General features: G+C 37.9%; 12 protein-coding genes. 6 read left to right on the plus strand and 6 right to left on the minus strand.

Annotated elements, in window-relative coordinates; translation table 11 throughout:
- Nucleotides 1-46: 46 nt before the first annotated feature.
- Nucleotides 47-1,597 (minus strand): murein biosynthesis integral membrane protein MurJ, encoded by a 1,551-nt coding sequence (murJ, locus tag F960_RS04115; protein ID WP_171066243.1) that lies wholly within the window; start codon nt 1,595-1,597, stop codon nt 47-49.
- A 59-nt stretch (nt 1,598-1,656) separates the two neighbouring features.
- On the minus strand, nt 1,657-2,235 hold the full coding sequence (ampD, locus tag F960_RS04120; RefSeq protein ID WP_004858582.1) for a 1,6-anhydro-N-acetylmuramyl-L-alanine amidase AmpD: 579 nt from the start codon (nt 2,233-2,235) through the stop codon (nt 1,657-1,659).
- 133 nt (nt 2,236-2,368) lie between these two features.
- Between ampD and nadC the strand changes: the two genes are divergently transcribed.
- The gene (gene nadC / locus F960_RS04125; RefSeq protein ID WP_004858584.1) at nt 2,369-3,214 is read left to right on the plus strand and encodes a carboxylating nicotinate-nucleotide diphosphorylase; all 846 of its coding nucleotides are present in this window, start codon (nt 2,369-2,371) and stop codon (nt 3,212-3,214) included.
- A gap of 187 nt (nt 3,215-3,401) precedes the next feature.
- Nucleotides 3,402-5,261 carry an LTA synthase family protein gene (locus F960_RS04130; RefSeq protein ID WP_004858586.1) on the plus strand — a complete coding sequence of 620 codons (1,860 nt, stop codon included), beginning with the start codon at nt 3,402-3,404 and terminating at the stop codon, nt 5,259-5,261.
- A 47-nt stretch (nt 5,262-5,308) separates the two neighbouring features.
- Here F960_RS04130 and F960_RS23290 read toward each other — a convergent pair whose 3' ends face one another.
- The 3 genes from F960_RS23290 to rph form a co-directional block, all read right to left on the minus strand.
- Nucleotides 5,309-5,428 (minus strand): ABZJ_00068 family colistin stress protein, encoded by a 120-nt coding sequence (locus F960_RS23290; protein WP_020846629.1) that lies wholly within the window; start codon nt 5,426-5,428, stop codon nt 5,309-5,311.
- A 197-nt stretch (nt 5,429-5,625) separates the two neighbouring features.
- A complete protein-coding gene (locus F960_RS04135) occupies nt 5,626-7,806 on the minus strand; it encodes a phosphocholine-specific phospholipase C (RefSeq protein ID WP_004858588.1) in 2,181 nt (726 codons plus the stop codon).
- Between the two features lie 320 nt (nt 7,807-8,126).
- Nucleotides 8,127-8,843, minus strand: a complete 717-nt coding sequence (gene rph / locus F960_RS04140) for a ribonuclease PH (RefSeq protein WP_004858590.1) — start codon at nt 8,841-8,843, stop codon at nt 8,127-8,129.
- Between the two features lie 279 nt (nt 8,844-9,122).
- On the opposite strand from rph, the gene F960_RS04145 reads away from it, so the two are divergent.
- The 3 genes from F960_RS04145 to F960_RS04155 all read left to right on the plus strand — a co-directional run bounded on the left by F960_RS04145 (nt 9,123) and on the right by F960_RS04155 (nt 11,842).
- Nucleotides 9,123-9,764: a TetR/AcrR family transcriptional regulator gene (locus F960_RS04145; RefSeq protein ID WP_004858592.1), complete on the plus strand. Its 642-nt coding sequence runs from the start codon at nt 9,123-9,125 to the stop codon at nt 9,762-9,764.
- 84 nt (nt 9,765-9,848) lie between these two features.
- On the plus strand, nt 9,849-10,433 hold the full coding sequence (locus F960_RS04150; RefSeq protein WP_004858595.1) for a TetR/AcrR family transcriptional regulator: 585 nt from the start codon (nt 9,849-9,851) through the stop codon (nt 10,431-10,433).
- A 191-nt stretch (nt 10,434-10,624) separates the two neighbouring features.
- Complete coding sequence (locus F960_RS04155) at nt 10,625-11,842, plus strand: MFS transporter (RefSeq protein ID WP_004858598.1); 1,218 nt, start codon at nt 10,625-10,627, stop codon at nt 11,840-11,842.
- 123 nt (nt 11,843-11,965) lie between these two features.
- Here the strand turns inward: F960_RS04155 and F960_RS04160 are convergent, their stop codons facing one another.
- Entirely contained in the window at nt 11,966-12,583 is a 618-nt protein-coding gene (locus tag F960_RS04160; RefSeq protein ID WP_004858599.1) for a thiol:disulfide interchange protein DsbA/DsbL, read from the minus strand.
- 176 nt (nt 12,584-12,759) lie between these two features.
- Here F960_RS04160 and ubiG point away from each other — a divergent pair, with 176 nt between their 5' ends.
- Nucleotides 12,760-13,470 (plus strand): bifunctional 2-polyprenyl-6-hydroxyphenol methylase/3-demethylubiquinol 3-O-methyltransferase UbiG, encoded by a 711-nt coding sequence (ubiG, locus tag F960_RS04165; RefSeq protein WP_004858601.1) that lies wholly within the window; start codon nt 12,760-12,762, stop codon nt 13,468-13,470.
- Nucleotide 13,471: the final 1 nt, after the last annotated feature.

Raw genomic sequence — 13,471 nt, forward strand, 5'->3', positions numbered from 1 at the left:
GAATTTAAACTCAGTTCAATTCGGTGTTTTTGAAAATTTTTCAATTTTAATGTTTTAAATGGCGTGGTCTAAAACCTGAAGCCAATAGGCCAATTGCATAAGCAATCACACCCACGATACAAAGCCCTGCCACTTCTGCAACTCGGATCCACTGAGAAAGTTCACCGTTATACCAGTGTAAGCACGTGCCGAGTGCCGTAATCATGACAATATTGGCAATGCCGTATTGTAAAAATATTTTCTTCCAATGCGGACCGAAACGGAAAATATTGCGCTTATGCAGATAATAATAAAGCATTCCCGCATTGACCAATGCCGAACCAGAAGATGCGATACCAAGCGCCATATGCGGTGCATTCCAATCAATGATTTTAAAGAAACCAATAAAGATCACGTTTAAAATGGCATTGGCAGCAACAGCCATTAAACCCACACGTACAGGGGTTTTAGTATCCTGAATCGCATAAAAGCCCGGTGCGAAAACTTTGATTAACATAAATGCCAAAACACCAGCACTCATACATTGCAAAGCCAAAGCCGTCATTTGCGTATCACGCACATCGAACTCACCGCGTTGAAATAAAGCTTGGATAATCGGCGTTGACAGCATAAATAAAGCAATACTCGCAGGTACACCAACCAAGAAAATTACACGGGTTGCCCAGTCGATCATTCTCTTAAATTTTTCTTGGTTTTGTTCGGCTTTTGAAGCAGACAATGAAGGTAAAATGACCGTACCAATTGCCACACCAATCAAGCCCAAAGGCAATTCAGTCATACGTTCAGCACTATATAGCCAAGACACTGAACCATCTTGCATAAACGATGCCCAAATCGTATTTAACAATAAGTTGATTTGAGTCACTGACACACCAAATAAAGCAGGCAACATCAGTTTTAAAATTCGATCCACACCTTCATGTTTAAAATCAATTTTAGGTGGAATCAGCAACTTTTTACGCCAAAGTTCCGGTATTTGAATCGCCAGTTGCAAAAAGCCTGCGGCAATAACTGCCCAACCCAATGCCATAATGGCAGGATTCATATGTGGTGCGACCCACCAAGCCCCAGCAATCATTGCAACATTGAGTAGTACTGGTGCAAAAGCTGGAGTAGAAAATGATCCATAACTATTTAAAATACTGCTCGCAAAAGCCGTCAATGACATAAAGAGCAAATAAGGAATGGTCAATCTAAACATCGACACAGCCATATCAAACTTGGCTGGATCATTATGAAAGCCGGGTGCATAAACATATAACACCACGGGTGCAAGGATCATCATGATCAGGGTCAAGGTGCTCATGACCATCAATAAACAGCCAAAAACGCGGCTAATCAAAATCTGCACTTCGGCATGCAATTTCTGAGTTTTATATTCAGTTAAAATCGGAATAAAAGCTTGAGAAAATGCCCCCTCGGCAAATAAGCGCCGAAAAAAATTGGGAATACGGAACGCGACTACAAAAGTATCGAAATCCTTACCAGCACCAAAAACATTGAGAAGCACCATATCACGTACCAAACCGAGTACGCGTGACAGCATTGTCATTGCACTTACAATAAAGGTGGATCGCCAAAGCGCCATCGTATTCACCTAGTTAAAATAAAGTCGCTATTGTAATAAAACTCAAAATAATTTTCGTTGTTTATTCATTAAAGAGTTTCGTTTTTTTGGTTTTTTAGCATTTCCCTAAAATACTGCCATTGAAAATGTGGTCCAGGATCCGTTTTTCTGCCCGGTGCAATATCCGAATGACCTGCCAAATGAGGACCAATCTTAGGATAAGCCTCTTGCAATGTCGCTACAACATTTGACAATGCCTGATATTGAACTTCTTCAAAATCAGTATCATCACTCCCCTCAAGTTCAATTCCAATTGAATAATCATTGCATTCAACTTTCGCCAAATAACTTGAACGTCCCGCATGCCAAGCTCGATTTTTAAAATTGACAAATTGTAGCACTTCACCTGTACGAAGAATCAGTAAATGTGCTGAAACCTGCATACCTTCAATGGTTTTAAAATAAGGATGAACTGACCAGTCCAATTGATTTTGAAAAAATTGTTCAATATAACCACCACCAAACTGTGATGGAGGCAAACTAATATTGTGGATCACAAGCAATTGAATTTCAGTATTTTCAGGGCGTTGATTAAAGTTTGTAGATGCAATTTGTCGTGCCCCGATCAACTCACCATCTACCACTTGGAACTTTGTCTGCAGAGACATTGGATTTTCCTATTTTGTTTAATCAACATTTTCTAGTTTAATCCGATTTGAAATAAATAAAAACTTCTCAATTTATATTGTGACAATGCTAAGATATTGCACAATTTTTAGGATAAATATAGGGACTTAGGTTATGAGCATTCCTCAATCTTTGCTTGAACAATCCATTCAAATCAATATTCAACAAGCATTACAAGAAGATATTGGTGATGGCGACATTACAGCCCTATTGACTCCAGAAAATGAGCAAGCCACTGCGACCATTATCACACGTGAAGATATGGTTCTTGCAGGACAGCCTTGGGTCGATGCTTTAATTCAACAATATGACCCAACAGTTACGATCACTTGGCTGAAAAAAGATGGCGATCATGTCAAAGCCAATGAAGCCTTTTTAAAATTGGCAGGTTCGGCACGTAGTTTGTTAACCGTTGAACGCCCTGCGCTTAATTTTGTGCAAACACTTTCAGCGGTAGCAACCAAAGCTGCTTTTTATGTTGAACAATTGCAAGGGCTTAACACTCAATTACTCGATACCCGCAAAACTTTACCCGGCTTACGTATCGCACAAAAATATGCCGTTACTGTTGGCGGTGGGCATAATCATCGCTTAGGCTTGTTTGATGCATTTTTAATCAAAGAAAATCACATCATGGCGGCAGGCGGTATCCAGCAAGCAATTGAAAAAGCACACCAAATTGCGCCAAATAAACCTGTTGAAGTCGAAGTTGAAACATGGAATGAACTAGATCAAGCCTTGGCTGCAAAGGCTGATATCGTAATGCTAGACAATTTTTCACAGCAAGACATGATCAAAGCAGTCGAATATGTTGCTGGACGCTGTAAATTGGAAGCTTCGGGCAATATTACAATGGACAATTTACGTGAAGTTGCAAGCACTGGTGTTGACTATATTTCTATGGGTGTTTTGACCAAAGATATAAAATCTATCGATTTATCAATGCGTTTCAATGGCTAAAATATTTTAGAATTCGATTCAGCAAGTATTTTTGATATGAAAATGCTTGCTGAAATTAGAAACAAACAGATCGTTATAAAATTATAAATTTCAAGCAGGTAAACAATTCGACACTCAATATTGATTGAAAAAAGTACAATTACTCGTTATTATTTAAGTCGTTTTTGATTTCCTCTCCTCAAACCAAATGACCTTTTTAAAACAGCAAGTTCTATTTGTACTTGTCGCGATTTTATCTGTCGTCTTCTTTTTTGTATATCAGAATGACATACCATCTCTCATGGCTTTACCTGAAAGCTATGTGCGTATGCGCGTGTATAAACTTATTTTTGCTGCTTTTATCAATTATGGTTTGATTAGTCTTTTCTATTTACTACTTAGAAAAACCTTTATCACGATATTATTCAGCCAATTTTTATTTTTCCTTTTAGGTTTTATCAATATCCAAAAGGAGCAGTATCTCTCAGCGAGTCTTACCCCTAGTGATTTTTTACTGGTCAAAGAAACCTTTATTTCTGCACCTATGTTGCTAAAATCATTGGTTTTAATCAGCGTTTTTGTATTTCTTAGCTTTCTCATTTGGGGATACCGTAAAGAAAAAGCTGAGTTCAAAATGCTGTTATTGCCCAATTTTGTCTTGGCCACAGGTATTTTAGGCTTCTTTATTTCAGCCAATTTTACCAATAATTTTGGTCAGTTTTGTGACACGAAAAAAAATGCATTAATTTGTCAATATCGTAATGCTTTACCCAATACTAATGGTGATTGGGTCGGTGATCACTTAAATATCAAACAGCTAGGATATACTGCTTTTTTCTTTTCCAAATCAATGGATGGAATAAATAATAAAGTTTTTAATACTGAAAATATTCCTGAAGATAAAATTCAAGCGTTGTTTTCTGAGCAAAACCAAGCTCTTAATGCTTCTGAATCAGCAGAAAAAGATCAAGATAAAGTATTACCTAACATCGTATTTATCATGAGTGAGTCACATTGGAATGCCAATCAGCTCGATAAATCTTTGCCACAAAATATTACACCGACCATCAATAAAAATCAGGTGTCTACATTGCTCTCACCAAGTTTCGGTGGTGGTACAGCCAATGTTGAATTTGAAGTATTAACGAGTTTAAATGTATTTTTAAATCATAATGAATTGTTATACGTATCGAAATTAAAACGCCCGACCTATTCACTCCCAATGTATTTAAACACATTAGGTTATGACACCACAGCAATGCACAATAATGGTAAATATTTCTACAATCGTAGTGCTGTTTATCAAAATATGGGCTTTAACCGTTTTATCTCGATTGAAAATATGGCGAACGGACAAAATCGTAGCCAATATATCAATCAAGCAGGTTGGGCAAATGATGATTTGATTTATAAGAGCATCAGCGATCAGTTACAACATACTGATCAGCCTCAATTTATCTATGCGACTACTGTAGAAAATCATCCGATGTACAATGATGATCGTTTTGGCGCAGATCATTTTAAAATTACCAAAGATGTTAGTGCGGGTACAAAACGTGCTCTCAATACCTATATGTCAGGTATGCAACGTGCTGATCAGCACTATGCGGCCTTGCTCAAGGATATTGCAGCCTCTAAACGACCAACCATTGTCATTTTCTTTGGTGATCATTTACCAAACTTGCAAAATGTCTATGATGATTTTGGTTTTTATAAAAATGAACAAGAAAAAACCGATAAAAAAGATGTGCGTTTCTTTGAAACACCACTTGCCGTTTGGAGTAATTTCCCGATTGATCGTTCAGGTTTAAAATCTGCATATATTCCTTCACATTTCTTAGCACCTAAGATTTTACAAGCGGCACATATTCCTCTTTCGCCTTATTATCAATTTATCGGTCGTGTTAATCATTGTTATAGTTCGATTCATCAAGTCGGTATTCAAACACAAAAATCATGTGAAAATGATAAAGCACAATTATTTGATCAATATAAAGAATTAAATATGGATGTCATTAATGGTAAAAACTATACCTATCAGATTTTGCATCAAACTACTGAAAACTAATCACTTCAACATAAAAAAGAGGATTCAATTGAATCCTCTTTTTTGATCTAAGATCGGTGTTGTTTTGACTGAGACACTGTTTTTTGTGTTGCTGAAAGTTCTGGTCTTGGGTCACTCGCCATAAGTGTAAAAGTAATCATTGCAAATAATAGGGTGAGTATTTCCATAGCTCCTCTTCATGACATCAATTTGGAGAAGCACACAGTCTAACTTGTAGATTGGGACTCTTTCTGAAGCACATGTATAAAAAAGATAAGCATTTTTATGGAAATGTTTTTTCTTGCAATTTTCTTTAACACAACCCATGTATTCCAAGCATAAAAATAGAGCGACTATGCGCTCTATTTTCAAAATGATGCTTCAATCAAGACTCGATATAACCCATAAATGGATCAGAAATAGAGTCTTTTCCTGTTTCTATACGCCCAGCAAATCGACGTTTAAAACTGTTATCACCATCAATGCTGACTGTGAAATCGTACCAACCACCAAATTCTGACATATCCCAATACAACTCTTGTTCAGTCGCAGAAGTTTCGATATTCCATGTCTTTTGCCCCAAATAAGCATTGGCTTTGACCAGTAGCTTGGCTGTTTTCGCAGCATCATTACGTACTTTCAAATACAGATGGGCGCTACATTCTTCGACACAAACACGGATTTCAGGCAAAGCTTCTGTCTGTGTTGCTTGAGCTATATTTCCGACAAAAGTTCTGTGAAAACCATTCGGTCCCAATACCCAAAAGTCATAATGGCTACTCGCGATTTTAATCTCATCATCAATTTCTTTGCCTGCTTCAACCATATAACGGCGTGGCATTGCATCAAGATTTAAACGATCATAAACATGAAAAACCGCAGCTTGTTTACCTGTGTTAGCAAATTTCAAAGTGATGCTACGTGCTTTGACATCAACTTTCGCACTGCTATGTAAAATATAAGGAAGCGCACGTGATGGGCGTATGCCTATTTCTTGAACAGGATAAGCTTGGCTGATGGGGCGAATCACTTGTGGCAAAAGGCCTTGTGCAACACGGATTGCATCTGCCTGAGCTTTACTACGGTTGCCATCCAATGCAGGTAAAGTGGTCGTATTCGGTGTTTTAAAATCAAATGCTGAAGTTAAGTCGCCACAAACTGCACGGCGGTATGGACTAATATTCGGCTCTTCAACACCAAAACATTGTTCTAAAAAGAGAATAATAGAAGAATGGTCAAAGACTTGTGAATTTACCCACCCACCACGGCTCCACGGGGAAATAATATACATCGGTACACGGATGCCCGGACCATAAACCCCAACACCATTACTGACTTTTGCATCGGTAAAATTGGGCTGTCCAGCAGATGCTTTTGCATGCGTCGCATATTCATAAGACATCTGTTGATCTGTTAAGGTTGATTTTCCATATACCTGCCCCGTCACATCTTTCGATGGTGCACTTGGTGATGGCACATGGTCAAAAAAGCCATCATTTTCATCAAAATTGATCAAGAAAACGGTTTGACTCCAGATTTCTGGGTTTTGAGTCAAAGCATTTAAAACTTCTTGAATATACCAAGCACCTTGTACTGGACTCGATGGTCCCGGATGCTCACTATAGGTTGCTGGTGCAACTAGCCAGCTAACCTTAGGCAATTCACCCTTAGCAATATCGTCTTTAAATGAGCCTAAAAAACCACCATCAGGCATTGTATTGGCAATGCCTTTATACAAAGGCTGAGTTGCATCAATCGCAGCATCATAAGCTGGACAATCAGTATCGTTATTGACTGGTTTTCCAGATAATTCATTGGCTAAACGATATTGCTTAAAACCTGCCAACGGATTGTCGGTAAAATTGTCAGGCATATTTTGATAAACTTTCCAGCTCACACCTGCTTTTTGCAAACGCTCAGGATAAGTCGTCCAGTTATAACCTGTCGATGATGCACCGATCGAATCTAAATCATTGACCACACTTGCAACATTTGCCCCAGTCGGACCGTTCGTTCCTGTCCAAATGAACATACGGTTTGAATTTGTTCCAGTATGCATAGCGCAGTGATAAGCATCACAAAGGGTAAATGCATTTGCCAGCGCGAACTGAAATTCGACTTCTTGTTGTTTGTAATAACCCATCGATTGTGGCTGCTTATACTGCACCCAATTGCCCATGCGACCATGATCCCAAGCAAATTGACCATCTGTCCATGAATGTGGTGTTCCACTTACCCGCTGAGCATTTCCGCGGCTACTATCTAAATGATAAGGATAAATTTTGTTTTTGGATGCATCGTATTGTTCCCAAACTTTACGACCACCTGATAATGGAATGGTAAAACGATCACCAAAACCACGAACCCCTTTTAAAGTCCCAAAATAGTTGTCAAATGAACGATTTTCTTGGGTCAAAATCACCACATGCTTCACGTCTTTGATTGTCCCTGTTTCAACTTTGGCATCTATTGCTAAAGCTTTTTGGATACTCAATGGGAAACTGGCAATCGCTGCTGTGCCAAACATGGTTTTAGTACTATTCAATAAAAAATCACGACGATTCATCTTATCTTCCTATCTTATTATTATGGTGCGCAGTGGATTTTGCAGTTGGGTTGTGGCTTGGTTGGCTGAGTTGTAACTGATGAATCCTTATCATCATTACAAGCACTCAATAAAAAACTACTCCCGAGGAGTAAACTTAAAATTAAAATTCGCATCATGCTAACTACGTGGTGAGAGATGCGAATAGTCAACACAATGCCAATGACATTTTCGTGATACTTTAATGGCAATTTAATTAAAGATTTTATATATTCAAATACTTAAAATAATAAACGCACCCGAAGGTGCGTTTATAAACTATTGAATTAACTGGTAAATGATTACCAACCCAATACTTCTTGTTGTTTTTTAACTAATTCTTGAATACCTTTCTCAGCAAGTTCAAGCATGGCATTACATTGTTCACGATTAAATGGTTTATCTTCTGCAGTACCTTGAATTTCGATAAATTCACCTGCTTGAGTCATCACAACATTTAAGTCAGTTTGGCAGTTTGAATCTTCTTCATAGCAAAGATCGAGTAGTACTTCGTCTTTATACATACCCACAGAAATTGCAGCAACCAAACCTTTTAATGGATCGTGCTTAATTTTCTTTTGTTCAAGCAATACATTCATCGCATCAATCAATGCAACTGCCGCACCAGTAATAGATGCTGTACGAGTACCACCATCTGCTTGGATGACATCGCAGTCGATGGTAATGGTATTTTCGCCCAATTTTTTCAAATCAACCATGGCACGTAAGCTACGACCAATCAAACGTTGAATTTCTTGAGTACGACCACTTTGTTTACCACGAGCAGCTTCACGATCACTACGTGTATGAGTTGAACGAGGTAACATACCGTATTCTGCAGTCACCCAGCCTTGACCTTGACCTTTAAGGAAACGAGGTACGCTATTATCAATACTTGCAGTACAAAGCACTTTTGTATGACCAAATTCAACCAATACAGAACCTTCCGCGTATCGCGTATAGTTACGAGTAATTTTTACTTCACGTAATTGATCTAAAGCACGTTGGTCGATACGCATAATTTATCCTTATGGAGTCTAAATTGAATTGCGCATGATTATAGCAGATGCGATGCTTTGTCGCTTTAGCCATACGAGAGTACTTTGTGAATGAATGTTTTAACTGCTTTATCAAAATGTTTTGCTGATTATTTTGGATTTTTGCAATAAAGTTTTATAATTCAACCAATAAAAGCAATCTTACTGATCGGCGCTCTATTGATCTTTTAGAATAAAATTGATAATACTGAGGCGGCTCGATTTTTGTGATCGGTATTGTCTAAATTTTGAGGCTATTCAATGTCTATACGGGATGAACGCAAACAACAAAGTCGCCAAGCACTTTTGACAGCCGCTTTAGGTTTAAGTACATCAGGTCGTTCATTTTCAAATCTCAGTTTACGTGAACTCAGCCGTGAAGTTGGCTTGGTGCCAACCGCATTTTATCGACATTTTCAAGATCTCAACGCACTGGGAATCGAACTGGTTGACCAAGTCGCTTTAAACATCAAAACAGTATTATATCAACTCGGACAAGGCTATTTGGCTGAACCCCAAGACAATACTCGCCAAAGCATTGAGCGCTTTTTTAATGCGGTCAGTCATGATCCCCTACCTTGGAAATTTATGATCGCGGAACGCTGGGGCGGTTCTAGTGTAATTCGTCAAGCAATCGCACGTGAAGTGGACTTTCTCATCGCTGATCTTGGCAATGCGCTCACCAAAATGGCAAGCATGAAACATATACAACAAGAACAAGATCTCAAAGTTTTAGCGACGATTTTGATCAATATTTCACTCACTTGGGCTATGTCTTGGATCAATTTGCAAGACCAATATCAAGATGATGAACTAGAAAGACAACAACAAGTATTTATTGAACAAGCACTGACTCAACTGCGCCTGATGTTTAGAGGTATTTTAAATTGGCAACGGAAATAAAAGATTAAGCTCTAATCACTTTTTAATTGACCATTTTAAAATGTTATGCAATATTATCTGGAATGATCATTCCAGATAATAATTATGCGCAATAAAGAATTTGAACCGAAACAAATTGCCGATGCTGCTATGCAAGTCTTCTGGGAAAAAGGCTATGCTGCCACGTCAGTACAGGATTTGGTGGATGGTACTGGTCTTTCCCGAAGCAGTTTGTACAATACTTTTGACAATAAGCAAAACCTATACTGCGAAGCCCTGAAAAGCTATAAGCAAGTCACAATGGCAAATATCGAAATATTAGAAGGCATAGGATCTGTCAAATCACGTATTGAAACACTGTATTTAAATATACTTGAAAATGAATTACATGATCCAAAACGCAAGGGTTGTTTTGCTGCAAATGCAGCCTTGGAGTTGGCAGATGCTGAGCAGGATATTGCGCTACTGATTCAAGACAATTTTGCACGTTTACATCAAGCGTTTGAGCGTCTAATCCTTGAAGGACAAAAAAATGGTGAAATTGCCTTAAACAAAGATGCGCAAGCCCTCGCTTATTTTTTTGTTAATACAATGCAAGGAATGCGCATCATGGGCAAAAGTAGCAACAAAGAATCACGTAGAGAATGTTTGCAAAGCATTATCGATATTGCATTGCAAAGTTTAGAGTAAGCAAACCGATACTTTTCAAATAAAGTATCGGTTTTTATTTATTTTATTTTGGAATGATCATTCCAGATATTTAAAAATAGTTATCTTCTTAAGGCCTGCCTTGCTATGAGTAAAACGCACTTTAAATCCAATATTGTTCCAACAATCCAGAAAATAGTTCTATTTTCCTTACATTTAGGGGAATATTGATCATGGATAAACAACAATATTCCTCATCACCTTGCTCATCTGAATCTGTTGATCACATGCCTTTATTTAAACTTTTGGCATTTACTATGGCTGGTTTTTTAACCATTATGACAGAAACCATGCCTGCTGGATTATTGCCACAAATTAGCCAAGGTTTACAGATTAGCCAAGCTCAGGCAGGACAACTGATCAGTATTTTTGCATTCGGTTCTGCAGTAGCGGCAATCCCAATTATTTACTTGACCCAGAGTTGGAACAGACGACCTTTGTTTCTCATGGCAATTTCAGGATTGTTTATTTTCAATAGCTTAACGGCTTTATCTGATCATTATTTGTTGACTCTTTTTGTCCGTTTTATCGGTGGAATGTGTGCAGGTATTATTTGGGGTTTACTTGCAGGTTATGCTCGGCGCTTAGTACCTACGCATTTACAAGGTCGTGCACTTGCTATTGCAGGTGTAGGACAACCTATTGCCCTATCTTTAGGTGTTCCTTTAGGAGCTTGGTTAGGACAATATTTTGCTTGGCAAAATATATTTTGGATCATCTCAGTTTTATCATTTATTTTATTATTTTGGATTCAATTCAGTGTACCAGATTTTGCTGGTCAAGCACGCCAGAAACAAATACCGATTCATCGCGTCTTTTTAATTGCAGGTATTCCTTCTATTTTGATCACACTTTTTTGTTGGATTTTAGCCCACAATATTTTATATACCTATATTGCTGCATTTCTCAATACGGTCGGTTTAGCACATCAGCTCGATCTAGCACTGATGATCTTTGGTATTTCATCCTTTATTGGTATTTGGTTTATCGGTATAAATATTGACAAAAAATTAAGAAATTTAACATTATTCAGTTTGGTCTTATTTGCACTCTCATTATTCATCTTGGCATTTGCAAAAAGCTCACCCTTTTTAATTTTTGCCAGCATTGCATTTTGGGGAATGAGTTTTGGTGGTGCACCAACGCTTTTACAGACAGCTTTAGCTGATACCGCAGGTGAAAATGCTGATATTGCCCAATCAATGCTCGTGACCGTATTTAATTTTGCAATTGCCTGTGGAGGATTTATCGGTGGATATTTACTTCAACATTATGGTGCAAAAATTTTCCCATCAAGTATGCTGATATTCATACTCTTTAGTTTAGTGATCGTTTGCTTAGGCAAAAAGCATGGTTTTAAAATTGGACATCGCCCCAGTGGACAGCATTAAAAAATATTTGCCTGCATTTGAACAATAAATAAAAACTGATGCTCATATAAATTAACCCCCTAATAAGTAGTTCAACTTAATAGGGGGTAATTTAATTACACGATTTGATCAACAACAAAGCGATTATTTTGCTTTACGTTCTTTTTCAATCAAATAATTTACAACTTGAGTGACTTTACCATCTTCACCTTGAACCACATACTTACCATTTACAACAACTGCTGGTACGCCAGTCAATTGATATTGTTGAGCAAGTTGATTTGATTTGGCAATTTTAGAAGACACGCTAAATGAGTTATAAAGTGAATTAAATTTTGCTTCAGGTACACCAAATTTAGTAAAGAATTTCGCTTGAGAAGCTTGATCAAACAATTGTTTATTTTCAACTTGAATAGCATGGAATAAAGGCAAATGGGTTTTCTTACGAATGCCTAATTCTTCAGAAACATAATAGGCACGTGCACCTTGTTCCCACATTTTATTCATCGCGGCAGGCGTACGTACAAAATGCACATCTTTAGGCAACGCTTTCAGCCAAGTTTGCATATATGGCTCAAGTTTGAAACAGTGAGGACATCCGTACCAGAAAAATTCACGTACCTCGATTTTACCAGGAACATCAACTTTTCCAGGGTTTTTAATCACGGTATAGTCTTTTCCAGCAACATAGTCTGCTGCCATTGCATTTGCTGAAAATGCCATGACCATCGCAGTCATGCCGCCAAAAATAAATTTTTTCATTGACTTTATAGTCCTCTAAAATTGTTCTGTATAGCTTATGCCCTAACTATAAAAGAAATATGGGAAAATCGTGTTTCTTCTGTGAACTTTTTTACACGATTTATCGCTTTTTTCTTAATTAACGCTACACTAGCAATAATCGTTTATTAAAACAAATGAAAATTGAGGCACTCACTATGACACAGTTGAATGTTGATCCGCAAGAAATTGCAAAATTTGAAGCGCTTGCGGCACTTTGGTGGGATCAAAACTCGGAGTTTCGACCACTACATCAAATTAATCCTTTACGACTCAACTGGATTGATGAGCATGCAGGTGGCTTAAAGGGGAAGAAAATTTTAGATGTTGGCTGTGGTGGCGGCATCTTGGCAGAAAGCATGGCACGTCGTGGCGCTGATGTTTTAGGCATTGATATGGGTGAAGCACCACTCAATGTTGCTCGCTTACATGCAGAACAAGAAAATGTTGAAAATATTCAATATCGCCAAATTCCAGTCGAACAACTCGCGGAAGAACAAGCAGGTCAATACGACATCGTGACGTGTATGGAAATGCTAGAACATGTTCCAGACCCAGCGTCAATTATTCAAGCTTGTCAAAAACTGGTAAAACCGAATGGTCATGTGTTCTTCTCGACCATTAACCGCAATCCAAAATCTTATCTTTTTGCGATTATCGGTGCGGAATATGTATTGCGCCTACTGAAAAAGGGCACACACGATTATCATAAATTTATTAAGCCTTCAGAACTTGCAACTGACATTCGTAATGCGGGCTTAAAAATGAAAGATATGACCGGCTTACATTACAATCCATTGACCAAACATTACTGGTTAGCGCCAAATGTCGATGTAAACTATATGGTTTACACTCACAATGAAGGATAAA

This window comes from Acinetobacter gerneri DSM 14967 = CIP 107464 = MTCC 9824, assembly GCF_000368565.1.
Classification (GTDB): domain Bacteria; phylum Pseudomonadota; class Gammaproteobacteria; order Pseudomonadales; family Moraxellaceae; genus Acinetobacter; species Acinetobacter gerneri.